We start from the raw sequence: 24,504 nt of genomic DNA, 5'->3' as shown, positions 1-24,504 counted from the left end.
GCCGGTGGTTCAGAAGCGGTAATCGAAACCGACGGTGAAGTAGCGCCCGCGCAGGTCGTACTGGCTGAAGTCGTAGGGCGCGCGGATACCGGGGAACGAGGCGTCGTACGGCGGCTCCTTGTCCGCCAAATTCTGCACCTTGGCGTACAGGGTCAGCTGTTCGAAGCCGGTGTAGGCCAGGTACAGGTCCAGCTGGTTGTAGGCATCCACGCGATCCTGCACGGCCGCGGCAGCGGTACTGGCCTTCTGGTCGTAACCGCTGGTGTAGTACCAGGTCAGCGCGGCCTTTACGTCGGCATAGCGCCAATCCAGCGTGGTGGTGGCCTTGTTCCTGGGCAGGGTGGCGCCCAGGTTGCTGCCGGCGTAGTCCACCAGCGGGCCGCCGACCACGGTCGGGCGACGGTAGTCACGCACGTGGGTGAAGGCAGAGGACACGGTGAAGTCGCCGAACGATTCGGTGGGAATGCGCTGGCGCAGTTCCACATCGATGCCCGAGGTCTTCAGGCTGCTCAGGTTCTGGTAGCGGTTGTACACCGCCAGCAGCTTGCCGCGGTCATCGCGCAGCACCGCACCGGGCACGTTGTCGGTCACCAGGGTCTGGCTGTTGTTGGTGCCGACCAGGTTGTCCAGCTCGATCTTGTAGTAGTCCACGCTCAGGTTGGTGTTCGACCACGGCGACAGCACGAAGCCCAGGTTGTAGCTGCGGGTGCGCTCGGGCTTCAGATCGTTGTTGCCGACGGTGAAGAAGGTGGGGTTCTGCCGCGAGCCCGGCACGTCCGGATCACGCGGATCGATCACGCTGCCGTAGGAAATGCTGGTGCTGTTCGAGTTTTCCGACAGCGACGGCGCGCGGAAGCCCTTCGAGGCCGAGGCGCGCACCAGCAGGATGTCCAGCGGCTGCCAGCGCAGGCCCAGCTTCGGCGAGAACGCATCGCCGAAATCGCTGTAGTGGTCGGCGCGCGCGGCGGCGGAAAGTTCGAGCGTGGAGGCCAGCGGTACGTTCACTTCGGCGTAGGCTGCGGTCACCTTGCGCTCGCCATGCACTTCGGCGATGGCCGGGCGGATCTGCAGGCCGGCGTCGATCTGCCAGGGGTTTTCCGAGTCGAGTTTTTCGCGGCGCCATTCGGCACCGGCGGCGAAGCCGATATCACCGGCCCAGGTGCGGCCCAGCGTGCCCGACACCTTGGCATCGATGCCCTGCAGCACCGATTCGGCCGGGCGCAGCGTGCTGATGTTGATCGCGTTGATGACCTCGGCCGGGGTGGCCGACGGGTTCAGCAGGTTGTAGCTGCCCGTGGCCAGCGCATCGGCCAGCGCCCAGCGGTTGGCGAAGCCGCCGGACACGGTCTCGCGCTCGCTGCTGCGTGCACCGAACGCGCCCACTTCCCAATCCCAGTTGTCGGTGCTGCCGCGCAGGCCGACCAGGCCGCGGTAGGCCTGCGAACGGTTGGTCTTGATGGTGCCGCCCAGGTCGAAGAAGGTGTACTCGATGGGAATGGCGCGGCCATACGGGTTGTACGGGCTGCTGGCCGGCAGGCTGGACGACACCGGTTCGGCCAGCCCGGTATCGGCATTGAGCGCGAAACGGCCACTTTCCAGGGTGAAGTACGGGCTGCTGCCGAACCAGGACACGCCCTTGATATCGCTGTACAGCACTTCGCCGAAGGCTTCGACGTTGTCACTGACGCGGAAGGTGCCGTTGACGTAGGCCTGCCAGCGCTTGGTGGACGGAATGAGGGTGGTGTACGGCGCCTGGTTGAAGCCGCAGGTGTTGCCGGCCAGGCCGTCGATCGGCGCGCTGGCCACCAGGGTGGTGCCGGTGGGGCAGTTGCCGTTGGCGTCCAGCATCGGCACCGACACGCCATTCACCAGATAGCGTGCGCCCTTGGCCGACCAGCCGTTCCAGCGGCCGCCGGGCTGGTCGCTGTAGATGCCGCTCTTGGTCAGGTCGCGCTGGTCCTGGTCCAGGCGGTCGCGGTTGTAGCCTTCCAGGCTGACCAGGATGTTGTAGCCATCCTTGTCCAGATCGCCGATGCCGCCGACGAAGTGCAGCTTCTGTTCGTCCAGCCCGCCCTGGTCGGCGGTGCCGGTGCTGCCGCCGACTTCGGCGCCCTGGAAGTTCTGCCGGGTGATGATGTTGACCACGCCGGCCACCGCGTCGGAGCCGTACACGGCCGAGGCGCCGTCCTTGAGGACTTCGATGCGTTCAACGGCCACCAGCGGCAGCGCGTTGAGGTTGACGAAGGTGTCCGACAGGCCGCCGGCCGGGAAGCCGTAGTTGGCCAGGCGACGGCCGTTCAGCAGCACCAGCGTGTTCTTCTGCGAAAGGCCGCGCAGGCCGATGCCGGCCGAACCCGACGCCCAGCCGTTGTTGGTGGTTTCGTTGGCGGCATTGCCGGTGTTGGCCGAGATCGATCGCAGCACGTCGGCCACGGTGGCCTTGCCGCTGGCCTGCAGCTGCTCGTGGCCGATCACCTGCACGGGGTTGGAGGCTTCGGTGTCCGAGCGCTTGATGTTGGAACCGGTAACGCGCACGGCGGCCAGGGTGCTGGCCTCGCCGCTGGCGTCGGTGGAGGTGTCGGCCGCCGCGGACAACGGCGTGGCCAGGGCAGCCGCAAGGGCCGCTGCAAGGAGGGTGTTCTGGGGCATGACGTTCGTGGGGTGGTGGTGACGACAAGTTCCGCAGTAGTCCATGCCTGGCCCGGCCCGGACCAATAACATCTCTTCATACGGATATAAGAGAAGCTAACATCTCTTTATCAAGATGGAAATGAAATGTTTACATCAGCAACCGATGCCAGGGGGTCAGCGCCCGGCGGGCGGCGTACAATCGCGGCATGGAAATCTTCAAAGTCTTCATGCTCGAGGCGGCGCACCGCCTCCCCAACGTGCCGCCGGGGCACAAGTGCGCGCGCCTGCACGGCCACTCCTTCCGGGTGGAACTGAAGGTGGAAGGCGAGCCCGGCGCGCAGACCGGCTGGATCATGGATTTCGGCGACGTGAAGGCGGCCTTCCAGCCCATCTACGAGCGCCTGGACCACCACTATCTGAACGACATTCCCGGCTTGGAAAACCCGACCAGCGAGAACCTGGCCGTGTGGATCTGGAACGAGCTGAAGCCGGTACTGCCCGCGCTGAGCGAGATCACCGTGCACGAAACCTGCACCTCCGGCTGCCGTTACCGGGGCCCGGGCGGCTGATCAAGCCATTGATCCTGAAGGTATTTTGAAGGCGCCTTGGGCGCCTTCGTTATTTTTGTTGCAATGCGGCATGATCGGCGTATGCTGCATTGCATCAACTTCTTCGACGCAGCCATGGCCAACGCCTTCGCCGATCGTTTCAGTGATGCCACCCGCCAGCTGGCGGCGGCCGCCACCCGTGCAAACCGGATGGCGCTGGAGAACGCAGAAAGCATGTTCGGCGTGCAGTTGAAGGTGATGGAACGCAACCTGACCGCGACCGGCGGCTGGCTGGGCGAACTGGCCCGCAGCGAGGACCCGGCAGGCTTGCTGCCCAAGGGCGCACAGCTGTGGCAGGACAACCTGCAGCGGCTGGGCCAGGCCCAGCAGGACATGGTCGATCTGGGCCTGCAGGCCGGAAAGGCCTGGTCTGAACTGGTACAGGGCCACAACGAATCCCCGGCGGACGCCACGGCCAACAGCCACTGACGTTACGCCCACGCTCATTGCATGGGTCCCTCCCCCCATGCAATCCGGACCCGGCAGATCCCTCCCTCTGCCGGGTCTTTTTTTGCCTGCGATTCGGCCAAACGCATCCACGCAGGGCGTGGATCTACCGACGATGGGTCCGGTCGCGTGCATCGCGGTAGCGCCGGGCCATGCCCGGCGGGACGGCGGCGCGTCAGGCCGCCGCGCTGTCCGCGCGCGGCAGGCTGAACACGAACAGCGCACCCTGCGCGCTGTCGCGCAGTTCGATGCGGCGGCCATGCAGCTGCACGATGCGCTGCACGATCAGCAAGCCCAGCCCGCCATTGTCGCCACGCCGCGCGCCCAGCGCTGCCGGTGCCTGGAACAGGCCATCGCGCAGCGCCGGTGCCACGCCGGGACCATCGTCGGCCACGCTCACCTGCACGCTGTCCTCTGTGGCGCGCAGGGTCAGCGTGACCTGCCCCCCATCCGGCGCGTGGCGCAGCGCGTTGTCCAGGAGGTTGGTCAGCACGCGCTCCACCAGGCCCAGATCGGCGCGCACCAGCGGCAGGCCCTGCGGCACGTCGGCGTGCAGCCGCTGCCCACGTGCCTGTGCCGCCAGTTCGAACTTCTGCAACACGTCCTGCACCAGCTCGGGCAGCGCGAACACCTCCCATTCCAGGCGCACTTCGCCGTGTTCCAGCCGCGCCAGTTCGAACAGCGCGCGTGCCAGCCGGCCCACCTTCGCGCTCTGCGCCAGGGCGATGCCCAGATAGCGGCGGCGTTCATCCGGCGCCAGCGTGGTCTCCTTCAGCGCCATGGTTTCCAGGTAGCCATGCAGCGACGACAGCGGCGTGCGCAGATCATGCGAGATGTTGGCCACCAGTTCGCGCCGCTGCAGATCCTGCTGGCGCAGCTGCTGCCACTGCTCACCCAGGCGCTGCGCCATCTGCGCATGGGCATGCTCGAGGATCTTCAGCTCATCGCGCTCGCCGGGGCGCAGCGGTGCCAGCGGCGGCAACACCGAAGGCGCGTCGATGTCGAACGCCTGGATGCGCCGGGTCAGCCGCCGCAGCGGCCGGGTGACCCAGTAGAACGCCAGCAGGCCGGCCAGCACGCCCAGGCTGCCGACCAGCACGATCGACCACAGTGTGGTGTTCCACTGGCTGCTGGCGGCCAGATCGTCGGCCAGCATCTGCCGGTGCTCGCCCACCAGTACCACGTACACATAGCCGGCCGGGCGCCCCTGCACCACCAGCGGCGCCACGCTGAACACCTTGCGGCCGTGTTCGCTGCGCGGATCGTCGCCCAGGATCGGCAGCGGCGCGCCTGCAAGCAGCCGGCGCAGCGGCGCCACGTCCACGCGGTCGCGGCGCAGGTGGCCGCTGGGCGCATCGTGGCCGAGGATGCGGCCCTGCTCGTCCAGCAGGTACACCTCCACGCTGGGATTGACCGCCATCAGCTGGCCGAACAGCGCGCGCACGGCGGCATCGCGCATACCGCTGGTGTCCATCAGTTCGCTGCGCTGGGCGATGTGCTCGGCCAAGCCCAGCGACAGCCGCTGCACCACTTCCTGTTCGTGCCGGGTATTGGCGCGCATCTGCAGCGCCAGCAACGCCATGCAGCACACCAGCATCAGCGCTGCGATCACCGCGGCAAGCTTCTGCCACAGGTTCGGCGTGATCATGCGCCCGCCCCGGCCGGGTTCACCAGCTTGTAGCCGCGGCCCCACACGGTCAGCAGCCGGCGCGGGTTCGCCGGGTCGGTTTCAATCTTGCTGCGCAGGCGGTTGATATGGGTGTTCACCGTGTGCTCGTAGCCATCGTGCTGGTAGCCCCAGACCTGGTTCAGCAGTTCCATGCGGGCGAACACCTGATCGGGGTGGCGGGCGAAGAACAGCAGCAGGTCGAACTCACGCGGGGTCAGTTCCAGCGCGTTGCCTTCCACCGAGGCGGTGCGCGCGACCGGGTCCAGCCGCAGCCCGCCCAGATCGATCGCACCGGCATCGATGCGGGCGCTCTGGGCCATCGCTTCGGCACGGCGCAGCAGCGCGCGCACCCGCGCCACCAGCTCGGGCATGGAAAAGGGTTTGGCCAGGTAGTCATCGGCGCCCAGCTCCAGGCCGACGATGCGCTGGGTCTCGCTGCCGCGCGCACTGATGATGATGATCGGCACGTAGCGCGCCATCGAACGCGCACGCTGGCAGACCTGCAGGCCGTCCACGCCCGGCAGCATCACATCCAGCACCAGCGCGTCCCACGGGCCATCCTGTTCCAGCAGGTGCAGGCCGGCATCGCCGGTGGCCGCGTGCATCACCTCATAGCCTTCGTCGGCCAGGTGCATGCGCAGCAGATCAGCGATATGGGCATCGTCTTCGACAATCAGGACGCGTTTTGCGGACATCGGCAGCTCGGGGCCAGTGGGGAGGCTGCCCGCATTGTGGCGCGGGAAGGCCGCCGATACCTCACGAAAAATTGAATCCTGCGTGAGGATTCGTTGACCCGGGCGGGCGCAGCATGGCCCCGTCGCCCCTTCCCGGAGTCCGCCATGCCCCTCACCCGACGCCACCTGCTGGGTCTGGGCGGTGCCGCCACCGCCGCTGGCCTGCTCGGCCTGGCCGCCTGCAGCCGGGCCACGCCGGCAGCCGCTGAAGCGCGCCCGCAACGCCAGTTTGAAGTGATGCGCAGCGATGCCGAATGGCGCCGCCTGCTGACCCCGGCGCAGTACGCGGTGCTGCGCCAGCAGGCCACCGAACGGGCCGGCAGCAGTCCGCTGGACCGCGAGCACCGCAGCGGCACCTTCGTCTGCGCTGGCTGCGGCCTGCCGTTGTTCTCCTCGTCCACCAAGTTCGACAGCGGAACCGGCTGGCCCAGCTTCTGGGCGCCGCTGCACAACGCGGTGGGCGAGGACCGCGATACCACCTTCGGCATGCTGCGGGTGGAAGCACATTGCAGGCGCTGCGGCGGCCACCTGGGCCACGTCTTCAACGACGGCCCGCGCCCCACCGGGCTGCGTTACTGCATGAACGGGGTGGCGCTGCTGTTCCAGCCGGGCCCGGCACGGCAGGACGCCGCCGGTGGCTGGCGCGTGCCCGTTGGCACCTCTTCTTCTGCTGCAGGAGCCTGACCATGCTGTTGCTGTTGCTGTCTTACCTGGGCGGTGCCCTGACCCTGCTCAGCCCGTGCATCCTGCCGGTGCTGCCGTTCGTGTTCGCGCGCGCCGACAGGCCGTTCCTGCGCAGCACCCTGCCGCTGCTGCTGGGCATGGCGCTGACCTTCACCGTGGTGGCCAGCCTGGCCGCGGTCGGCAGCCAATGGGTGGCGCAGGCCAACCAGATCGGGCGCTGGGTGGCGCTGGTACTGATGGCGCTGTTCGCGCTGGCGCTGCTGTGGCCGCGACTGGCCGACCATCTGCTGGCGCCGTTCCAGCGCGTGGGTGCGCGCTTGAGCGCGCGTGCTGACGCCACCGATGCCGCCGGCCGGGGTGGCGCCGGTACCTCGCTGCTGATCGGCATTGCCACCGGCCTGCTGTGGGCGCCCTGCGCCGGCCCGATCCTGGGGTTGGTGCTGACCGGCGCCGCCCTGCATGGCGCCAGCGTGGGCACCAGTGCCCTGCTGCTGGCCTATGCACTGGGTGCGATGACCGCGCTGGCGCTGGCGGTGTGGGTGGGCGGGCGCGTGTTCCGTGCGTTGCAGGCGCGCCTGGGCCTGGGCGACGCCGTGCGCAAGGTGCTGGGCGTTGCCGCGCTGCTGGCCGTGGTGGCCATCGGCCTGGGCTGGGATACCGGCCTGCTGACCCGCCTGTCCACGGTCAGCACCGCGCGCATCGAACAGGGTCTGCTCGATGCCGTGCCCGGCGCGCAACCTTCGCCGCCGTCGATGATGATGTCGGCCAGCGCTGCTGCGGCCGATGCACCGTTGCCCATGGAAGGCACCCTGCCCGCACTGACCGGCGCCACCGGCTGGTTGAACAGCCCGCCGCTGGACCGCGAGCAGCTGCGCGGCAAAGTCGTGCTGATCGATTTCTGGACCTACTCGTGCATCAACTGCCTGCGCGCCATGCCCTACGTGCACGAGTGGGAACGTCGCTACCGCGACCACGGCCTGGTGGTGATCGGCGTGCACACGCCGGAGTTCGCCTTCGAACGCGACCCGCGCAACGTCATGAAGGCGGTGCAGCAGCTGAAGGTTGAATACCCGGTGGCGCTGGACAACCAGTACGCGATCTGGCGCGCGTTCAACAACAACTACTGGCCGGCGCACTACTTCGTGGATGCGCAGGGCAACATCCGCGCGCACCAGTTCGGCGAGGGCAACTATGCGCATTCCGAACAGGTGATCCGTCGCCTGCTGACCGAGGCCGGGCAGACCGATCTGCCGGCACCGGCCGACCCCGCTGCCGCCGATCTGCAGGGCGTGGCCGCGCAGGCCGACATGGGCAACCTGCGTTCACCGGAAACCTACCTGGGCCATGCGCGTGCCGAACAGTTCGCCTCGCCCGGCGGCCAGCGTGACGACACGCCGTTCGACTACACCCTGCCCGCTGCGCTGCAGTTGAACCAGTGGGGGCTGGCCGGGCGCTGGACGGTAAGCGATGAAGCGGCGCAACTGCAGCAGAGCGGCGGTCGCATCGGTTTCCAGTTCCATGCACGCGACCTGCATCTGGTGCTGGCCCCCGGCGCGGACGGACGCCCGGTGCGCTTCCGCGTGCTGCTGGATGGCAGGCCGTTGCCAGCCGCGGACGCCGGCGCGGATGTGCGCGCCGATGGCAGCGGCGTGGTCGACGAACACCGACTGTACCAGTTGGTGCGCCAGCGCGGTTCGGTAGTGCCGCACCGTTTCGAGATCGAGTTCCTTGATGCGGGCGTGCAGGCCTACGCCTTTACCTTCGGTTGAACCGGGAGGATGCGATGAAACTGTCCTTTGAACAGGGAATTGCCGCCGGCGTGGCCGGCCTGGTCGCCAGCGCACTGGTGGCAGGGGTGCTGTTGCTGGACCGGGGCGCCATGGCCGCCCCGGTTGACGCGCCTGCACCCATGGCCTTGCCCGCACCGACCGGCGCGGCCGCGTTCGCCGACGATGCCACCCATGCCAGCGTGGTGTTCGCCGGTGGCTGTTTCTGGGGCGTGCAGGGCGTGTTCCAGCACGTGAAAGGTGTGAGCAATGCCGTGTCGGGCTATGCCGGTGGCAGCGCCGCCAACGCGCGCTACGAACGGGTCAGCCGCGGTGATACCGGCCATGCCGAAGCGGTGAGGGTGGACTACGATCCGCGCCAGGTCAGCTACGGTCAGCTGCTGCAGGTGTTCTTCGCGGTGGCACACGACCCGACCCAGTTGAACCGCCAGGGCCCGGACCATGGCAGCCAGTACCGCTCGGCGATCTTCAGCGACGATGCCCGCCAGCTGGCCGCCAGCCGCGCCTATGTCGGCCAGCTGCAGCAGGCCGGTGTCTACCGCGCGCCGATCGTCACCCAGATCGCCAGCGGCCAGCGCTTTTATCCGGCCGAGCCCTACCACCAGAACTACATGGCCAACTACCCGCAGGCCGCGTACATCCGCTATTACGACGCACCGAAGCTGGCCGCGCTGGGCCGCCAGTTCCCGGCGCTGTACCGCCGCCAGCCAACGCTGGTACCGATGCGCTGATGGCACCCCGCTTTTGTAGAGTCGAGCTTGCTCGACTTGGCTCCTCGTAGAGTCGAGCTTGCTCGACTGCTTTGCCGATCAGTCGAGCAAGCTCGACTCTACCTGGGCCAATCGGTCGAGCACGCGAAAAAAAAGCGCACGGCCACCAGGGCCGTGCGCTGCGAAAGTTCGACCCTGCCCCGATCAGGCCGGGCCGACAGCAACATGCTAGGCTCGCGGGCAAGACGGGTACAGAGCCAGACCATGGCCAGAACGATGGATACAGATGAGCAGGCCGGCGTGGCCGCGCCCCGCTACCAGCGCCTGTCCGACGAGCTGGCCGAAGCCATCCATGGCGGGCGGCTACCGGTGGGCAGCCGCCTGCCCTCGCTGCGGCAGATGGCCTCGCAGCGCCAGCTGAGCCTGAACACCGTGATCGCCGCCTACCGGCAACTGGAAGATGCCGGTCTGGTGATCCCGCGCCCCAAGGCCGGCTTCGAGGTAGCACCACGACTGTCTGCGCCGCAGCGCTCGCTGCGTGACGCGCCGTCGGCCCCCACCGCGCCGCAGCAACACGCGTTGATGGCGCGGGTGCTGGCCGCGCAGCAGCGCCCCGGCGTGGTCGATCTGGCCTTCGCCGGCCCGCGCGGCCGCCAGTTCTACCCCGGCGCGCAGCTGGCCCGGCACACGGCGCAGGTGCTGCGCCACGGCCAGCACACGCTGGAAACCTACGCACGCACCAACGGCTCACCACGGTTGCTGGCGCAGATCGTGCGCCGCGGCCCGCGCATGGGCCTGCACACCCATGCCGACCGGCTGCTGCTGACCCACGGTGCGATGGAGGCACTGCAGCTGGCGCTGCGCGCGGTGGCCGAGCCCGGCGATGCGGTAGGCATTGAAGCGCCGTCCTACTTCAACCTGTACCCGCTGCTGGCCAACCTGGGCCTGCGTGCCATCGAAATTCCCACCCACCCGCAACACGGGCTGGATGTGGACGCACTGGATGCCCTGCTGGACCACACCGCGCTGGCGGCCGTGGTGGTGATGCCCACCGTGCACAACCCGCTGGGCTGCAGCATGCCGGTGGCCGAAAAGCAGCGCCTGGCCGAGCTGGTCAACGCCCGCCAGCTGCCCCTGATCGAAGATGCGGTGTACGCCGAACTGCAGTTCAGCGAGCCACCGGCGCCGCTGCTGAAGGCCTTTGATCGCGACGGCTGGGTGATGGTGGTGGGCGGCTTTTCCAAGACGCTGGCGCCGGACTACCGCATCGGCTGGCTCGATGGCGGGCGCTTCGCCGAACGCATCGCGCTGCTGAAATTCCAGAGCACCGGCGGCGAGCCGCAGTTCCTGGCCGATGCCGTGGCCGCGTATCTGGAAGGCGGTGGCTACGAGCACCACCTGCATCGCATGCGCCGGCTGTACCGCGAACAGGTGGGCCGCCTGCGGCAACTGGTGGCCGAGCACTTCCCGGCCGGCACGCGCGCCACCGAGCCCTCGGGCGGCTTCCTGCTGTGGCTGGAAGTGCCCGGCGTGGACACCGGAGACCTGTTCGAACGCGCATTGCAGCAGGACATCGTGTTCATGCCTGGGCACGTCTACTCGCGCGGCGCCCGTTACCGCCATTGCCTGCGGCTGTCGTGCTGCCAGAGCCTGGATGCACGGTTCGTCGGCGCAGTGGAACAGTTGGGTGCGATCGCGCGGGCGTTGGCGGCACGGTGAGGAGCGGCTGGAATCGACGACGGGACGGTGACGACGGGGTAGCGTCGACTGTCAGTCGACTGCTTCCGGTGGAACGCCTGAAAACCCCGCGCTGCGCGCGATAGTCGACTGACAGTCGACTCTACCGCTGGCCCGCGCGCTGCTCTGGGCCCAGGTGCTGGCTCAGGGTCCTGCCATCGGCGCCCGGCAGGTGGGGAAGCCGGCCCCAGCAGGGCATCGGCAGGCGCTGCACCAGCGTGGCCATGTTTTCGTCCTGGCGCTGCATGGCCGGGTCGATGTGGTTGCCGATCCAGCCCAGGCACTCCACCCCGGCCGCCTGCAGCGATTGCGCAGTCAGCCTCGCATGGTTCACGCAGCCCAGGCGCAGGCCGACCACCAGCAGCACAGGCAGCCGCAGTGCGCGCACCAGGTCCAGCTGGTCCAGCTCTGCCGACAGCGGCGCCATCCAGCCGCCCACGCCTTCCACCACCACGGTATCGGCGGTGGCGCGCAGGCGCTCGAAGGCCGCCACGATCGGCGCCAGCTGCACCTGCACGCCGTCTTCGGCAGCGGCCAGCTCCGGCGCCAGCGGCTGCCGCAGCGCATACGGGTTCAGATCGGCATAGGCCGGCACCGGGTCACTGGCCGCCTGCAGCGCCAGCGCATCGTCGTTGCGCAGCCCTTCGCCCAGATCGTGGCTGCCACTGGCCACCGGCTTCATGCCCACCGCGCGCAGGCCGCGCCGGCGCAGCGCGTGCAGCAGCGCGGTACTGGCCGCGGTCTTGCCGATCTCGGTATCGGTGCCGGTGACGAACAGCGCCGGTGGCAACACGGTGGGCAACGGCATGGCAAGGGCTCCAGCAGGGCAACAGAGCGTTCATTATCGCTGGCCGGGCGCGCTTGCTAGACTGCGGCCATGTTCGCCAACGCCTCGCTTACCGGCAGCAAGCCGGAACAATACGCCCAGCTGCTGGAACAGGCCCGTGGCCTGGTCTACGGCGAGACCGACCGCATCGCCAATGCGGCCAACCTCTCTGCACTGGTCTACCACGCCCTGCCCGACCTGAACTGGGTGGGCTTCTACCTGTACGACGGCAAGGAACTGGTCGTCGGCCCGTTCCAGGGCCTGCCCGCCTGCGTGCGCATTCCGCTGGACAAGGGTGTGTGCGGTGCCGCCGCCAGCCAGCGCGTGACCCAGCGCGTGGAGGATGTGGATGCCTTCCCCGGCCACATCGCCTGTGATTCGGCCTCGCGTTCGGAACTGGTGGTACCGCTGCTGCGCGGCGATGAACTGATCGGCGTGTTCGACATCGACAGCCCCAAGGTCGCCCGCTTCGATGGCGACGACCAGGCCGGCCTGGAAGCCATCGCCCGCGTGTTCGTGGAGGCGTTGGGATGAGCGCGGCCAAGCTGCGCAACATCGGCCCGAAGAGTGCGGCCTGGCTGCGCCAGGTTGGTCTGCGCAGCCGCGAGGACCTGGCCGCGCTGGGCGCGGTCGGGGCCTTCGTGAAGGTCAAGCGGGCCGGCTTCAAGCCCAGCCTGAACCTGCTCTATTCGCTGGAAGGCGCACTGCTGGACTGCCACTGGCAGGAGCTGAGCGAGCCGCAGCGCGAAGCGCTGGTACAGGACTACGAAGCGCGCATTGCCGCACACCCGTTGAAGGCTGCCGGCCCGGCCTCGGGCCCGGTGCACGAGCAGCGCTTCGATGACGGCGACGACGACGGCAACGAGACCGACAGCGCCGACGAAGATTGAGGTCGCCGCGCTCGCCGGGCATGGCCCGGTATTCGTCGGGTAGCGCCGAGCCATGCCCGGCGACGCACTCAGGGCTGCTGCAGCTCCAGCAGTTCGCCCACCAACCCCACTTCACCGCGCTCGACCCACACTCGCAGGCGCGTGCCGTGGTCGATGCGCAGCGCCCAGCACAGCGACAGCGGCAGGCCACAGACCAGCGACAGCACCATCCGCAGCGGTCCGCCATGGCTGACCACCACGGTCGGCGCGGCGTCCTCCTCGTCCAGCAGACGGTCCAACGCACGCGCGATGCGGCGCTCAAAGTGCCCCCAGCTTTCGCCGTGCGGCGGCGGGAAGGCATGCGGATCGGCATGGAACGCGGCCAGCGCATCTTCCGGCAGATCGAACAGGCTCTGCCCGTCCCAGTCACCGAAATCCAGTTCCTCCCATTCCTCGTCGGCGTCCACATCCAGCCCGCGCGGCGTGGCCAGCGCCATGGCGGTGTGCAGCGAACGCAGGCGCGGTGAACTGATCACCCGCTGCCATTCCTGCGCGGCGTAGGCATCGACCAGTTCCTGCGGCAGACGCGCAAGCTGCGGTGGGTCGGTGCGGCCGTCCAGGAACTCATCGCGACCATTGGCGGCGTGGCGGACCAGATCGAGGATCATCGCGGCCGGCCGCTCAGCAACGGTCGGCGCGGTAGCGCCATGAGCAGGTCAGTGGCGAGGGGCGGCGGCAGGTGGAACACGATCATGGGCAGAACTTCCAGAACTGATGCCCCGCGACGGGGCGCTTCATTCTAGCGTGCGCCACCATCACGCTGCCCATTTGCGGCGGCGGTGTGCAGCGGCATGGCGGGCGACAGCAACCGCTTGCCCAAGCGAATCATCGGCGCTTCCACGAAACGATGGCCGAGTGCAGCCAGGGGCAGCACCACCAGCAACGTGATCGAAGCGCACAGCAGATAGCCGAGAGTGCCGCCCTGCACTTCAAGCACCCGCGCGAAGACGGGACCGAGCACCGCAATCACGATCGGGTGGCCGAGATACAGCGAGTAGCTCACGGTTCCCAACCATGCGGTCCAGCGGTTGACGAGCCAACCTGGCGGGCACTGCGAGAAGCCCAGCAACAGGCACACGTATGCCATGCCTGACAGCTGCCACTGCCAAGGGCCGGCGGCAGGCCACCAGATCGCGGACGCGGCGAGCAGAAGCAGCAGCACACCCAGCAGATTCAAGCCGTGGGCCCATTGCCGCGCGCGCTGCGCCGGCAATCGGGACAGCGCGCCAAAGGCATGGAAGGCCACCAGCCCCATCGCAAAGACCGGGGCGTGGCGCAGCCACCCATAGTCGCTCAATGACGCCGCCATGCGCGGGCCGAGCCAGCCCAGCCAGGCCAACACCACCAGCACCTGCAGCCCCACCATCAGCAGCCAGGCGCTGCGCGGCTTGCCGACCAGCAGGTAGAGCGCAGGGAAGATGGCGTAGAAGAGCATCTCCACGCCCACCGCCCAGCTGGCCCATACGATGCCCTGTTCCCACCCCGGGAAAAAATTGAAGGTGAAGGACAGGTTCGCCGCGATCTCGCCCCATGAATGGCCAGGGTGATCGCCGCGGCCATCGCGGAACAGGGAAAACATCAACAGCACATAGAAGAGCGGCGCGATGCGCAGGAAGCGGTGCAGGTAGAAGCTGAGCAGCGGCCTGCCGCTGGCATGGTGCCGGGGCATGGTGTAGCACAGGGAAAACGCGCTGATCACGAAGAAGAGCGCGACGCCGGTCGCCCCCATCTGCACGGCCGGCAGCCAGGCCGCCGCCACTGGCAAGGCAGGTGCGGGCATCGACTGCACATGGAACAGCACGACGTACACGGCCGCCAGGCCACGCAGGGCATCAAGAAACTGCAGGCGATCCTTCGCAACCATGGGTACGGCACCAGCACAGAGAGGCGACTACTCTAACGCCCACGCCAGGCAATGACTTAGACTGCGCGCACTTCCAGGTGACCTGCGGCCTTGGCTGGCAGGTTGAAACGGGAAGCCGGTGACGCGTGGCAACACGCCAGGCCGGCGCTGCCCCCGCAACGGTAAGCACGTCAGTTCCAGGCAATACGCCACTGTGCCGCGCGCACGGGAAGGCGCCTGGACGATGGCCCAGGTGCCATCAGGCGGCAAGCCCGGAGACCGGCCCGGAAGCCTCAGGTCGCGATGCGGTGGGCATGGCGCTGGATGACCGCGGCGCCTGCTGCGGCATCGGCGCGTGCCTGCCCTCGTGGCTCCTCCCCTTCGCCGCGCGGGCGTGCGCGGCACCCGGAGTTCCCCCGATGAAGCCGCAGTCCCGATTGCTGTCCCTGGCCGTGCTGGCCACCCTGCCCGCGTTGGCGATGGCCGATGAGGCCACCGAGGCGCTCGACCCCATCCTGGTCACCGCCACCCGCACCCCGATCGCCCTGCAGGACAGCATCGCGCCGGCGCAGGTGATCGACCGCGAACAGATCGAGGCCAGCCAGGCCACCTCGCTGCAGGAACTGCTGGCCGGCCGCGCCGGCATCAACCTGACCAACGCCGGCGGCCTGGGCAAGCAGACCTCGCTGTTCCTGCGCGGCACCAATTCCTCGCACACGGTAGTGCTGGTCGATGGCGTGCGCATCAACAGCGCTGACCTGAACCTGGCCATGTTCCAGGACCTGCCGCTGGCGCAGATCGAGCGCATCGAGATCGTGCGCGGCCCGCAGTCCAGCCTGTACGGTGCCGATGCGATCGGTGGCGTCATCCAGATCTTCACCCGACGCAATGCCGGCAGCTTCGCGCCGCACTTCCAGCTGGGCGGTGGCAGCAATGGCCTGCGCCAGGCCAGCGGCGGCATCGGCGGCAGCGGCAGCAATGGCTGGTTCGGCGCCGACATCGCCTACCAGCACAGCGATGGCATCGATGCCTGCCGGGGGTCGGCCACCCTGTTCACCGGCTGCTTCGCCGATGAGCCCGATCGCGATGGCTACCGCAATCTGTCCAAGAGCCTGCGCGGTGGCTACAGCTTCAACGAACAGTGGACGGTGGAAGGCAGCGCCCTGCGCGCCGATGGTGAGAACCACTACGACGGCTACTACAACTACTCGGAAACCCGCCAGCAGGTACTGGCCGGCAAGGTGCGTTACACGCCCTCCGAGCGCCTGGCGCTGACCGCCAACGTCGGCCGCAGCGACAACGAGTCGGACAACTTCGGCGACTTCGGTGTGCGTGGCAGCGCGCAGACGCACCGCGACAGCGCGTCGCTGCAGGCCGACATCGGCGTAGCCGACGGCCAGCTGTTGAGCACCGGCGTGGACTGGAGCCAGGACAACCTGGATGGCAGCAGCGCCGGCTACCTGGTCGACAGCCGCCGCAACACCGGCGTGTTCGTGCAGTACCTGGCGCGATTCGGCCGCCACCAGCTGCAGGCCAGCGCACGCAACGACGACAACCAGCAGTTCGGCAACCATGCCACCGGCAGCCTGGGCTGGGCGATGGAGCTGGGCCACGGCCTGCGCGTGAACGCCAGCTACGGCACCGCGTTCAAGGCACCGACCTTCAGCGATCTGTACGACCCGTGGAGCGGCGTGCCGACGCTGGATCCGGAGAAATCCAAGAGCGCCAACATCGGCGTTTCCCAGCACGGCCAGGGCTGGCACTGGGGTCTGGATGTGTATGAAACCCGCATCGACGACCTGATCACCTACGACGCGGCCACCTTCATGATGCAGCAGGTGGAAAAGGCGCGTATCCGCGGCGTGGAACTGACCGCTGGCGCAGTGCTGGCCGGCTTCGACATCAACGCGCAGCTCAGCTTCACCGACCCGCGCAACCGCACCGCCGGCAGCGGCCAGTTCGACAACTGGCTGGCGCGCCGCGCACAGCAGACCGCGCGCCTGGACGTGGACCGCCGCTTCGGCGACTTCCGTGCCGGCCTGACCGTGCAGGGCGCCGGCAAGCGCTTCGACGATGCCGACAACGCGGTGAAGCTGGGCGGCTATGGCCTGCTGGACCTGCGTGCCGAGTACGCGCTTACCCCGGCGTGGTCGGTGCTGGCGCGCGTGGCCAATGTGTTCGATCGCCAGTACGAGACCATTGCCTGGTACAACCAGCCGGGCCGCGAGTACCAGCTGAGCGTGCGCTACCAGCCGAAGTGATCGGTTGACGCGCACACGGTAACGCCGGGGCCCCGCCCGGCGTTGTCGATGCATCACGCCGTCGGCAGGTCGGCGGCCAGGCCCGGCAGTTCGCGCAGATCGTCGATGACCGCCACGGCCTGCGCGGTGTGCAGGTCCAGGCCGCGCGGGTAGCCGTAGCGCACCAGGGCGATCGGCATGCCGGCGTCCTGCGCGGCGCGGTAGTCGGTGAGCGAATCGCCCACCATCAGGCACTGCGCGACCGGCAGGTCGAAGTGCGCGGCGATATGCCGCAGCGGTTCACCGCTGGGCTTGCGCTGCGGCAGTGAATCGCCACCCAGTACCAGTGCGAATGCATCGCCGATGCCCAGGTGCTGCAGTAGTGGCGGCACCAGTGCGGCCGGCTTGTTGGTGCAGATCGCCAGCGGCACCTGCCGCGCACGCAGCTGCTCCAGAGCTTCGGGCACGCCGTCGAACAGACGCGGGCTGCGCAGCAGGCAATCGCGGTAGTGCACCATGAACACCGGCATCACCTGTGCCAGGTCCACTTCGCGATCGGCCGCCTGCACCGCCTGTTCCACCAGCCGCCGCACGCCATCACCGATCCAGCCCAGCACGGTTGCTTCGGCCACGCGTGCCAGCCCGATGTCTTCCAGCGTGCGGTTCAGCGCCTCGGCGATATCGGCAGCGCTGTCCACCAGCGTGCCGTCCAGGTCGAACACCACCAACGGATAGGGATAGGACAAGAGACGGTACCTGTACGACGTGGGCCGCCCAGTGTACTCCTGCGGGTCTGCCGATCCGCTCAGCCTATCCGCCGCGCGCGGGTAGCCAGGAACGCGGGCAGGTAGCGTTCGATCAGCACCCGCGGGCGCGGCTGCCAGTCTTCCATGAAGCGCTCGATCACGAACCCTGCGTCCAGCTGGCCGCCGATCAGATCGCCCAGGCTGTGACCGAACGTCATCGCCTCGCCACGCGCCTGCTTGGCCTGCCGCTCGTCCGCGGGCAGGTCTTCCAGATCGGAATAGGGAATGGCGAAGCGCGGGCGCATCAGTCCCTGTTCGGCCAACGGCGCATCGTCGCTGCCCACGAACAGCACCGGGTTGTAGAAGCTGGCCAGCAGCAGGCCATCACGCGCCAGCACGCGGTGGCACTCGGCCCAGACCGGCCGCACATCGGGCACGAACAGGTTGGACACCGGATGGAACACCACATCGAAGCTGCCATGGCCGAAGGCCTGCAGGTCACGCATGTCGCCCTGCACCGCCTGCAGGCGCAGGCCATCGCGTGCGGCCACCGCACGGTCCAGTGCCAGTTGCTGCTCGCACAGGTCGAACACGGTCACATCGGCACCGGCAGCGGCCAGCACGGGCGCCTGCTGGCCGCCGCCGGAGGCCAGGCACAGGATGCGGCGACCACGCACATCGCCCAGCCAGTCCAAGGGCAGCGCCCGCGGGGTCAGGTGTACCTGCCAGCGCCCAGTGCGGGCGGCGGCGATGGTCTCCGCATCCACCGGCTGGGCCTGCGGCGGCGCCTGCTGCGCGTGCAGTTCCCAGCTCGTACGACGGTGATCCCTCACTACCGTTCCATGGTTCATGCGCTCTCCTTGCCCGTCGGTTGCCAGTCGAGGTCCTGGAAGGCCGGATCGTGCTCGAAGCAGCCGGCCAGGAAATCCAGGAATCGGCGCATGATAACGGGCTGCTGTCGACGCGATGCGTAGACGGCATGAACGCCCAGCTCGTCCAGCTGGTAGTCCGGCAGCACGGCCACCAGCGCGCCACTGCGCAGCAGCGGCGCCACCTGGTAGCTGGGCAGCATGGCGATGCCCGCATTGGCGCGTACCGCTTCCACCAGCAGCGATGCCTCGTTCGCACTGATATTCCCGCCCACCGCCACCGACAGCGCGCGGCCGTCGCGGTGCAGTTGCCAGAGGCTGCGGCCCACGTAGTGGTGGGTCAGGCAGTTGTGCGCGGCCAGGTGTTCCGGCGCGGTGGGCGTGCCGTGTGCCTGCAGGTACGCCGGGCTGGCGCACAGCACCGACCTGCAGGTGGCCAGGCGCCGCGCGATCAGGCCCGGATCGATCTGCCGCGCGATACGCACCGCCAGATCCACCCGCTCTTCCACCAGGTTCACCATGCGGTCCACCAGCAGCAGTTCGATGCGCGCGGCCGGGTGGCGCTGCACGAACGCCGCCACCGCGCGGGCCAGATGGCTCTGCCCGAACGACACGCTGGCGGTGATCCGCAACGTACCGTGCGGTTCGGGGTCGTCGCTGGCCAGCTCGCCCTGCAGTTCCTCGCCGATGGCCAGCATCTGCCGGAAGCGCGCCAGTGCCGCCTCACCGGCCGCGGTCAGGCTGATGCGACGGGTGGTCCGGTGCAGCAGGCGCGCGCCCAGCCAGCCTTCGGCTTCGGCCAGATAGCGGCTGACCATCGCCCGCGACATGTCCAGCACCTCGGCGGCGGCGGTCAGGCTGCCACGCTCGGCCACCTCGACAAACACGGTCATGGCGGTCAATCGGTCCATATGCTTGATCCATGCAACAAACAAGCGCGTTATACGCTGTTTTTCGATCAACTGCAGCCGCCTACAGTGGGCCCGTACCCCAACCCACTGCCCCACGGAGTCCTGCCATGAAGATTGCCCTCGTCGGCGCCACCGGCAACATCGGCCGCCAGATTGCCCGCCACGCCCTGGCCCACGGCCACCAACTGACCGTGATCGTGCGCAGCGCGCAGAACCTGCCCGGCGAACTGGCCGGCGCCCACCCGGTCATCGCCGCGCTGGATGACCGCGACGCGCTGGCTGCCGCCATTGCCGGCCACGATGTGCTGGCCAGTGCCTATGGCCCGCGCCCGGGCGATGACATCGGCCAGATCGCCACCGTGGCCGGCCAGCTGGTGGCCGCTGCCCGCCAGGCCCAGGTGCCGCGCGTAGTGGTGGTCGGCGGCGCCGGCAGCCTGGAAGTGGCGCCGGGCGTGCAGCTGGTCGACACCCCCGGGTTCCCCGAGGCTTACAAGCCGTACGCACTGGCCGCGCGTGAAGCGCTGAAGCAGCTGCAGGCCGTGGAGGACATCGACTGGACGTTCTTCTCGCCGGCGGCGGAAATCGGCCCGGGCGACGAGCGCGGCCAGTACCGCGTGCAGGCCAAGACCTTCCTGGCCGATGCCGAAGGCCACAGCCGCATCAGCTATGCCGACTACGGCGCCGCCTTCGTGGCGGAACTGGAAGCGGGCAAGTACCCGAAGCAGATCATCACCGCCGCGTATTGATGCCGAAACCGTAGAGTCGAGCTTGCTCGACTGACCCCAAAAACCCGTCGAGCAAGCTCGACGCTACCTCGACTGCTATCCCGTCGAGCAAGCTCGACGCTACCTCGACTGCTATCCCGTCGAGCAAGCTCGACGCTACGAGGAATCGCGCATGCGCAACGCTCTGCTGTTCTCCATGGCGCTGGCACTTGGCACGGCCAGCGCACCGCTGCTGGCCGCCCCCGCCGCGCCCGCTGCCGCCACCGCTGCAAAGTCACAGCTGCACCTGCAGACCTTCCACCCCGGGCCGCAGGCGATGTTCGCGGTGTCCTCGGTGCTGATCGAAGGCCGCCATGATGCGCTGCTGGTCGATGCGCAGTTCGCTGCCAGCGACGCACGTGCGCTGGTCGAAAAGGTCCGTGCCAGTGGCAAGCAGCTGACCACGATCTACATCAGCCATGGCGATCCGGATTACTACTTCGGTCTGGCCACGCTGCAGGATGCGTTCCCGCAGGCACGTATCGTCGCCACCGCGCAGACGGTGGCCCACATCCAGCAGACCCAGGCCGCCAAGCTGGCGTATTGGGGACCGAAAATGGGCGCCGACGTACCCGCGCGCATCGTCGTGCCGCAGGTGCTGGACGGTGATGCACTGGTCCTGGAAGGCCAGCGCCTGCCGCTGATCGGCCTGGACGGGCCGACGCCGGACCGCAGCGTGCTGTGGGTGCCCTCGCTGCGTGCGATCGTCGGCGGCATTCCGGTGGTGGCGGGCGAACACGTGTGGATGGCCGACACGCAGACGCCGCAATCGCACGCGGACTGGCTGCAGACCCTGCAGCAGTTGCAGGCACTGAAGCCGACGGTGGTGGTGCCGGGGCACTACGCGCCGGGCGCGGCGCTGGATGCCAGTGCGTTGCGCTTCACTGCCGACTACATCCGTGCGTTCGATGTTGAAGCGGCCAAGGCCAGGGACAGTGCGGCGCTGGTGCAGGCCATGCGGGCGCGCTACCCGGCGCTGGCCGGTGTGGAATCACTGGAGCTGAGTGCGAAGGTGGCCAAGGGCGAGATGCAGTGGCCGTAAGGTAGGGGGAGTTTTTTTGCAGGGCTGCGCCCTGCACCTGCTCACGCGCGGGGGACGCTGCAAGTACGTCCATGTAAGCTCGGTCGCCGCATCCATGCGGCTCACGCCCCCGCAACCGGACCCACCCCGCCTTCGACAGTTGGCCGGCGCTCATGGACTTGGGGTCGGATCCCGTTGCTCCGCAACGGGCTCTGACCCCATGTTTGACGACTAGATTTCTGTGGGATGGGTTGGGTCGTGCCCGAACAGTTCGCCCTGCACTACCGGTTCCTTTTCGCGGAAACCGCCCAGGCCCACGCCCACCAGGCGGTAACGGGTATCGGCTGGCAGGTCCACGCGCGCGCGCAGTGCCAGGGCGATGTCACGCAGCTCCTGTTCCGATTCGGGTGGGCGCTCGGGGGTGAAGCTGCGGGTCAGGATGCGGAACTGGGCGGTCTTCAGTTTCAGCACTACGGTATGACCGATGCGTTCGGTCTTGCGCGTGGCCTTCCAGGTCTTCTCTGCCAACTGCACGATCGCCTCGGCCAGGTCTTCCAGCAGCAGGTCTTCGGCGAAGGTGTCTTCGGAGGAAATCGACTGCACCTGCTGGTCCGGTTCCACCGGACGCTCGTCGATGCCACGGGCGCGGTTGTACAGGCTGCGGCCGAAACTGCCGAAGGCTTCTTCCAGGTCCGGCAACGCCCATTGCCGCAGGTCGCCACAGGTGACGATGCCGCGCGCGGCCAGCTTGCCTTCCATCACCTTGCCCACGCCGGGAACCCGGTTCACCGGCAACGGCAACAGGAACGCATCCACGCGTTGCGGCGGAATGACGAACTGCCCATCAGGCTTGCGCCAGTCCGAGGCGATCTTGGCCAGGAACTTGTTCGGTGCGATGCCGGCTGAAGCAGTCAGCTGCGTTTCTTCGCGGATCTGCGCGCGGATGGTGCGAGCGATATCGGTCGCCAGTGCCATGCCGCTCTTCGGCTCGGTCACATCCAGGTAAGCCTCGTCCAGCGACAGCGGTTCGACCAGGTCGGTATGGCGCAGGAAGATCTCGCGCACCTGCCGGGAGACCGCCTTGTAGCGGGCGAAATCGGGCGGCACGAAGATCGCGTCGGGGCACAGGCGCTCGGCACGCAGCGCCGGCATGGCCGAACGCACGCCGAACACCCGCGCTTCGTAGGACGCGGCGCACACCACTGAACGCGCGCCGCGCCAGGCCACCACCACAGGCTTGCCACGCAGTGAAGGCGCGTCGCGCTGCTCCACCGACGCATAGAAGGCGTCCATGTCTACGTGGATGATCTTGCGCAGTGCGTTCATGGTCGGCCGCCATCATACCTGCACCGTACCCGTCCAGACGCCAAAGTATGGTCGTTGTGCATCAACGGGATGCGCGATTCCGGCGCAGAACACTACGCACGCGTACGGTGTGGCGGTTTGATTCCCGTTGCAACCGTCGTGCATCCTCGGGGACTTGTTGCCTTGTTTTCGCTTCCAGGAATGCGCTTTCCATGACTCGTCTCCACGCGTTCAACCGCGACCAGCTGCTGGCCAGCGCCCGCGGTGAACTGTTCGGCGCCGCCGCCGGCCGTCTGCCCAACGACCCGATGCTGATGTTCGATCGCATCACCGAAATCCGCGAGGACGGCGGACCGCATGGCAAAGGCATGGTGCGTGCCGAACTGGATATCCGCCCGGACCTGTGGTTCTTCGGCTGCCACTTCATCGGCGACCCGGTGATGCCCGGCTGCCTGGGCCTGGATGCCATGTGGCAGCTGACCGGCTTCTACCTGACCTGGCTGGGTGCCCCCGGCAAGGGCCGCGCCCTGGGCTGCGGCGAAGTGAAGTTCACCGGCCAGGTGCTGCCGGAAGCGAAGCTGGTGCGCTATGAAATCGACATCACCCGCGTGATCAACCGCAAGCTGGTGATGGCCCAGGCCGACGCCCGCATGTACGTGGACGACCGCGAAATCTACAACGCCCGCGACCTGCGCGTGGGCCTGTTCACCGAAACCGGGAGCTTCTGATGCGTCGCGTCGTCATTACCGGCATGGGCATCACCTCCTGCCTGGGCAACGATCTGGATACCGTCTCGTCGGCGCTGCGCGACGGCCGCGCGGGCATTACCGCGCTGCCCGACCACGCTGAAGCCGGCCTGCGCAGCCAGATTGGCGGCCGCGTGGACATGGATCTGGATGCGCAGATCGACCGCAAGCAGAAGCGCTTCATGAGCGATGCGGCGGCCTTCGCCTACGTAGCCATGCGCGATGCGATCGCCGACGCCGGCCTTTCCCAGGAACAGGTCAGCGCGCTGCGTACCGGCCTGATCGCCGGTTCCGGTGGTGGTTCCAGCGAATGGCAGGTGGGTGCGGTGGACCTGCTGCGCGCCCGTGGCGTGCGTAAGGTTGGCCCGTACATGGTGCCGCGCACGATGTGCTCGACGGTGTCGGCCTGCCTGGCCACCGCGTTCCAGATCAAGGGCGTCAGCTATTCGCTGTCGGCCGCCTGCGCCACCTCGGCGCACTGCATCGGCGCGGCCGCGGACATGATCCGCCATGGCGCGCAGGACATCATGTTCGCCGGTGGCGGCGAAGACCTGCACTGGTCGATGAGCGTGATGTTCGACGCGATGGGTGCGCTGTCCACCAGCTTCAACGACACCCCGGCCACCGCGTCGCGCCCGTATGACAAGGACCGCGATGGCTTCGTCATTGCCGGCGGCGGCGGCATGCTGGTGCTGGAAGATTACGACCACGCCGTGGCCCGTGGTGCGCGCATCTACGCCGAACTGATCGGCTACGGCGTGACCTCCGACGGTGCCGACATGGTGGCACCGTCCGGCGAAGGCGCGGTGCGCTGCATGAAGATGGCGCTGCAGAATGTTGACCGTCCGCTGGATTACCTGAATACCCACGGCACCTCCACCCCGCTGGGCGATGTGACCGAACTGGGTGCGATCCGCGAAGTGTTCGGCGATGCCGTGCCGCCGCTGTCGTCGACCAAGGCGCTGTCGGGCCACTCGCTGGGTGCGGCCAGCGTGCACGAGGCGATCTACTGCCTGCTGATGATGCGCGATGGCTTCGTGGCCGGTTCGGCCAACATCACCGAGCTGGACCCGGCGGTGGAAGGCTTCCCGATCCTGCGCGAAAGCCGCGAGCAGAAGCTGGATACGGTGATGTCCAACAGCTTCGGGTTCGGTGGCACCAACGCAGCGCTGGTGTTCGGCCGGGTGTGATGGAAGGGCGTGCCACGTCGCCCTCGTAGCGTCGAGCTTGCTCGACTGCTCGAAAATCGTGCCACGTCGCCCCCGTAGAGTCGAGCTTGCTCGACTGCTCTAAAATC

Annotated in this window: 23 protein-coding genes and 1 riboswitch; of the genes, 13 read left to right on the top strand and 10 right to left on the bottom strand. The window is 68.1% G+C overall.

Going from position 1 to position 24,504, the window contains the following annotated elements; all coding sequences use genetic code 11:
- Window positions 1-9: 9 nt before the first annotated feature.
- A complete protein-coding gene (locus C1933_RS02650; protein ID WP_108752079.1) occupies window positions 10-2,649 on the bottom strand; it encodes a TonB-dependent receptor in 2,640 nt (879 codons plus the stop codon).
- A 188-nt stretch (window positions 2,650-2,837) separates the two neighbouring features.
- Between C1933_RS02650 and queD the strand changes: the two genes are divergently transcribed.
- Both queD and C1933_RS02640 read left to right on the top strand, forming a co-directional pair.
- The gene (gene queD, locus C1933_RS02645; protein WP_108748405.1) at window positions 2,838-3,200 is read left to right on the top strand and encodes a 6-carboxytetrahydropterin synthase QueD; all 363 of its coding nucleotides are present in this window, start codon (window positions 2,838-2,840) and stop codon (window positions 3,198-3,200) included.
- A gap of 114 nt (window positions 3,201-3,314) precedes the next feature.
- Window positions 3,315-3,668: a phasin family protein gene (locus C1933_RS02640; RefSeq protein WP_108751458.1), complete on the top strand. Its 354-nt coding sequence runs from the start codon at window positions 3,315-3,317 to the stop codon at window positions 3,666-3,668.
- 193 nt (window positions 3,669-3,861) lie between these two features.
- Here the strand turns inward: C1933_RS02640 and C1933_RS02635 are convergent, their stop codons facing one another.
- Together C1933_RS02635 and C1933_RS02630 are read right to left on the bottom strand one after the other, a co-directional pair.
- Window positions 3,862-5,334, bottom strand: a complete 1,473-nt coding sequence (locus C1933_RS02635; protein ID WP_108752078.1) for a HAMP domain-containing sensor histidine kinase — start codon at window positions 5,332-5,334, stop codon at window positions 3,862-3,864.
- Window positions 5,331-6,050: a response regulator transcription factor gene (locus tag C1933_RS02630; RefSeq protein WP_108752077.1), complete on the bottom strand. Its 720-nt coding sequence runs from the start codon at window positions 6,048-6,050 to the stop codon at window positions 5,331-5,333. The genes C1933_RS02635 and C1933_RS02630 overlap by 4 nt, the downstream gene beginning before the upstream one ends.
- Before the next feature lie 144 nt (window positions 6,051-6,194).
- Here C1933_RS02630 and msrB point away from each other — a divergent pair, with 144 nt between their 5' ends.
- The 4 genes from msrB to C1933_RS02610 all read left to right on the top strand — a co-directional run bounded on the left by msrB (window position 6,195) and on the right by C1933_RS02610 (window position 10,989).
- On the top strand, window positions 6,195-6,773 hold the full coding sequence (gene msrB, locus C1933_RS02625; RefSeq protein ID WP_108752076.1) for a peptide-methionine (R)-S-oxide reductase MsrB: 579 nt from the start codon (window positions 6,195-6,197) through the stop codon (window positions 6,771-6,773).
- 2 nt (window positions 6,774-6,775) lie between these two features.
- Window positions 6,776-8,542, top strand: coding sequence for a cytochrome c biogenesis protein CcdA (locus C1933_RS02620; protein ID WP_108752075.1), 1,767 nt, complete (start codon window positions 6,776-6,778; stop codon window positions 8,540-8,542).
- Window positions 8,543-8,556: 14 nt separating this feature from the next.
- Window positions 8,557-9,291 carry a peptide-methionine (S)-S-oxide reductase MsrA gene (gene msrA / locus C1933_RS02615; protein ID WP_108754713.1) on the top strand — a complete coding sequence of 245 codons (735 nt, stop codon included), beginning with the start codon at window positions 8,557-8,559 and terminating at the stop codon, window positions 9,289-9,291.
- Window positions 9,292-9,546: 255 nt separating this feature from the next.
- Window positions 9,547-10,989 carry a PLP-dependent aminotransferase family protein gene (locus tag C1933_RS02610; RefSeq protein ID WP_108752074.1) on the top strand — a complete coding sequence of 481 codons (1,443 nt, stop codon included), beginning with the start codon at window positions 9,547-9,549 and terminating at the stop codon, window positions 10,987-10,989.
- 121 nt (window positions 10,990-11,110) lie between these two features.
- Here the strand turns inward: C1933_RS02610 and bioD are convergent, their stop codons facing one another.
- Window positions 11,111-11,800 (bottom strand): dethiobiotin synthase, encoded by a 690-nt coding sequence (gene bioD, locus C1933_RS02605; protein WP_199911438.1) that lies wholly within the window; start codon window positions 11,798-11,800, stop codon window positions 11,111-11,113.
- An 84-nt stretch (window positions 11,801-11,884) separates the two neighbouring features.
- On the opposite strand from bioD, the gene C1933_RS02600 reads away from it, so the two are divergent.
- Complete coding sequence (locus tag C1933_RS02600; RefSeq protein ID WP_108752072.1) at window positions 11,885-12,367, top strand: GAF domain-containing protein; 483 nt, start codon at window positions 11,885-11,887, stop codon at window positions 12,365-12,367.
- Window positions 12,364-12,723 (top strand): TfoX/Sxy family protein, encoded by a 360-nt coding sequence (locus tag C1933_RS02595; protein WP_108752071.1) that lies wholly within the window; start codon window positions 12,364-12,366, stop codon window positions 12,721-12,723. The genes C1933_RS02600 and C1933_RS02595 overlap by 4 nt, the downstream gene beginning before the upstream one ends.
- A 68-nt stretch (window positions 12,724-12,791) precedes the next feature.
- Here C1933_RS02595 and C1933_RS02590 read toward each other — a convergent pair whose 3' ends face one another.
- Together C1933_RS02590 and C1933_RS02585 are read right to left on the bottom strand one after the other, a co-directional pair.
- Window positions 12,792-13,370, bottom strand: coding sequence for a histidine phosphatase family protein (locus C1933_RS02590; RefSeq protein WP_108752070.1), 579 nt, complete (start codon window positions 13,368-13,370; stop codon window positions 12,792-12,794).
- Window positions 13,371-13,501: 131 nt separating this feature from the next.
- Window positions 13,502-14,626 (bottom strand): acyltransferase, encoded by a 1,125-nt coding sequence (locus C1933_RS02585; RefSeq protein ID WP_108752069.1) that lies wholly within the window; start codon window positions 14,624-14,626, stop codon window positions 13,502-13,504.
- A 58-nt stretch (window positions 14,627-14,684) separates the two neighbouring features.
- Window positions 14,685-14,908: riboswitch (cobalamin riboswitch) on the top strand.
- Between the two features lie 116 nt (window positions 14,909-15,024).
- Between C1933_RS02585 and btuB the strand changes: the two genes are divergently transcribed.
- The gene (gene btuB / locus C1933_RS02580; protein WP_108752068.1) at window positions 15,025-16,866 is read left to right on the top strand and encodes a TonB-dependent vitamin B12 receptor; all 1,842 of its coding nucleotides are present in this window, start codon (window positions 15,025-15,027) and stop codon (window positions 16,864-16,866) included.
- Window positions 16,867-16,919: 53 nt separating this feature from the next.
- Here btuB and gph read toward each other — a convergent pair whose 3' ends face one another.
- From gph to C1933_RS02565, 3 genes are read right to left on the bottom strand one after another with little or no spacing between them, the layout of a single operon-like run.
- A complete protein-coding gene (gene gph / locus C1933_RS02575; RefSeq protein ID WP_108752067.1) occupies window positions 16,920-17,591 on the bottom strand; it encodes a phosphoglycolate phosphatase in 672 nt (223 codons plus the stop codon).
- Between the two features lie 59 nt (window positions 17,592-17,650).
- Complete coding sequence (locus C1933_RS02570) at window positions 17,651-18,424, bottom strand: methyltransferase domain-containing protein (protein ID WP_234414634.1); 774 nt, start codon at window positions 18,422-18,424, stop codon at window positions 17,651-17,653.
- A gap of 14 nt (window positions 18,425-18,438) precedes the next feature.
- Complete coding sequence (locus tag C1933_RS02565) at window positions 18,439-19,371, bottom strand: LysR family transcriptional regulator (RefSeq protein WP_108752065.1); 933 nt, start codon at window positions 19,369-19,371, stop codon at window positions 18,439-18,441.
- A gap of 107 nt (window positions 19,372-19,478) precedes the next feature.
- On the opposite strand from C1933_RS02565, the gene C1933_RS02560 reads away from it, so the two are divergent.
- Together C1933_RS02560 and C1933_RS02555 are read left to right on the top strand one after the other, a co-directional pair.
- Complete coding sequence (locus tag C1933_RS02560; protein ID WP_108752064.1) at window positions 19,479-20,117, top strand: NAD(P)H-binding protein; 639 nt, start codon at window positions 19,479-19,481, stop codon at window positions 20,115-20,117.
- A gap of 151 nt (window positions 20,118-20,268) precedes the next feature.
- Complete coding sequence (locus tag C1933_RS02555; RefSeq protein WP_108752063.1) at window positions 20,269-21,177, top strand: MBL fold metallo-hydrolase; 909 nt, start codon at window positions 20,269-20,271, stop codon at window positions 21,175-21,177.
- A 210-nt stretch (window positions 21,178-21,387) separates the two neighbouring features.
- On the opposite strand, the gene dinB is transcribed toward C1933_RS02555, so the two are convergent.
- Window positions 21,388-22,482, bottom strand: a complete 1,095-nt coding sequence (gene dinB / locus C1933_RS02550; RefSeq protein ID WP_108752062.1) for a DNA polymerase IV — start codon at window positions 22,480-22,482, stop codon at window positions 21,388-21,390.
- 191 nt (window positions 22,483-22,673) lie between these two features.
- Here dinB and fabA point away from each other — a divergent pair, with 191 nt between their 5' ends.
- Both fabA and fabB read left to right on the top strand, forming a co-directional pair.
- On the top strand, window positions 22,674-23,189 hold the full coding sequence (fabA, locus tag C1933_RS02545; RefSeq protein WP_079220498.1) for a 3-hydroxyacyl-[acyl-carrier-protein] dehydratase FabA: 516 nt from the start codon (window positions 22,674-22,676) through the stop codon (window positions 23,187-23,189).
- Window positions 23,189-24,397, top strand: coding sequence for a beta-ketoacyl-ACP synthase I (fabB, locus tag C1933_RS02540; protein ID WP_108752061.1), 1,209 nt, complete (start codon window positions 23,189-23,191; stop codon window positions 24,395-24,397). Before fabA ends, fabB begins: the two co-directional genes overlap by 1 nt.
- Window positions 24,398-24,504: the final 107 nt, after the last annotated feature.

This window comes from Stenotrophomonas sp. ZAC14D2_NAIMI4_6 (assembly GCF_003086875.1).
Lineage (GTDB): Bacteria > Pseudomonadota > Gammaproteobacteria > Xanthomonadales > Xanthomonadaceae > Stenotrophomonas.
Note: the sequence above shows the minus strand (reverse complement) of the source record. Positions and strands in the feature narration are given on the sequence as shown.

What these genes read in the sequence shown, in the direction of transcription:
- C1933_RS02650 (WP_108752079.1), bottom strand. Translation starts at nt 2,649, where the DNA reads ATGCCCCAGAACACCCTCCTTGCAGCGGCCCTTGCGGCTGCCCTGGCC.
- queD (WP_108748405.1), top strand. Translation starts at nt 2,838, where the DNA reads ATGGAAATCTTCAAAGTCTTCATGCTCGAGGCGGCGCACCGCCTCCCC.
- C1933_RS02640 (WP_108751458.1), top strand. Translation starts at nt 3,315, where the DNA reads ATGGCCAACGCCTTCGCCGATCGTTTCAGTGATGCCACCCGCCAGCTG.
- C1933_RS02635 (WP_108752078.1), bottom strand. Translation starts at nt 5,334, where the DNA reads ATGATCACGCCGAACCTGTGGCAGAAGCTTGCCGCGGTGATCGCAGCG.
- C1933_RS02630 (WP_108752077.1), bottom strand. Translation starts at nt 6,050, where the DNA reads ATGTCCGCAAAACGCGTCCTGATTGTCGAAGACGATGCCCATATCGCT.
- msrB (WP_108752076.1), top strand. Translation starts at nt 6,195, where the DNA reads ATGCCCCTCACCCGACGCCACCTGCTGGGTCTGGGCGGTGCCGCCACC.
- C1933_RS02620 (WP_108752075.1), top strand. Translation starts at nt 6,776, where the DNA reads ATGCTGTTGCTGTTGCTGTCTTACCTGGGCGGTGCCCTGACCCTGCTC.
- msrA (WP_108754713.1), top strand. Translation starts at nt 8,557, where the DNA reads ATGAAACTGTCCTTTGAACAGGGAATTGCCGCCGGCGTGGCCGGCCTG.
- C1933_RS02610 (WP_108752074.1), top strand. Translation starts at nt 9,547, where the DNA reads ATGGATACAGATGAGCAGGCCGGCGTGGCCGCGCCCCGCTACCAGCGC.
- C1933_RS02600 (WP_108752072.1), top strand. Translation starts at nt 11,885, where the DNA reads ATGTTCGCCAACGCCTCGCTTACCGGCAGCAAGCCGGAACAATACGCC.
- C1933_RS02595 (WP_108752071.1), top strand. Translation starts at nt 12,364, where the DNA reads ATGAGCGCGGCCAAGCTGCGCAACATCGGCCCGAAGAGTGCGGCCTGG.
- C1933_RS02590 (WP_108752070.1), bottom strand. Translation starts at nt 13,370, where the DNA reads ATGATCCTCGATCTGGTCCGCCACGCCGCCAATGGTCGCGATGAGTTC.
- C1933_RS02585 (WP_108752069.1), bottom strand. Translation starts at nt 14,626, where the DNA reads ATGGTTGCGAAGGATCGCCTGCAGTTTCTTGATGCCCTGCGTGGCCTG.
- btuB (WP_108752068.1), top strand. Translation starts at nt 15,025, where the DNA reads ATGAAGCCGCAGTCCCGATTGCTGTCCCTGGCCGTGCTGGCCACCCTG.
- C1933_RS02565 (WP_108752065.1), bottom strand. Translation starts at nt 19,371, where the DNA reads ATGGACCGATTGACCGCCATGACCGTGTTTGTCGAGGTGGCCGAGCGT.
- C1933_RS02560 (WP_108752064.1), top strand. Translation starts at nt 19,479, where the DNA reads ATGAAGATTGCCCTCGTCGGCGCCACCGGCAACATCGGCCGCCAGATT.
- C1933_RS02555 (WP_108752063.1), top strand. Translation starts at nt 20,269, where the DNA reads ATGCGCAACGCTCTGCTGTTCTCCATGGCGCTGGCACTTGGCACGGCC.
- dinB (WP_108752062.1), bottom strand. Translation starts at nt 22,482, where the DNA reads ATGAACGCACTGCGCAAGATCATCCACGTAGACATGGACGCCTTCTAT.
- fabA (WP_079220498.1), top strand. Translation starts at nt 22,674, where the DNA reads ATGACTCGTCTCCACGCGTTCAACCGCGACCAGCTGCTGGCCAGCGCC.
- fabB (WP_108752061.1), top strand. Translation starts at nt 23,189, where the DNA reads ATGCGTCGCGTCGTCATTACCGGCATGGGCATCACCTCCTGCCTGGGC.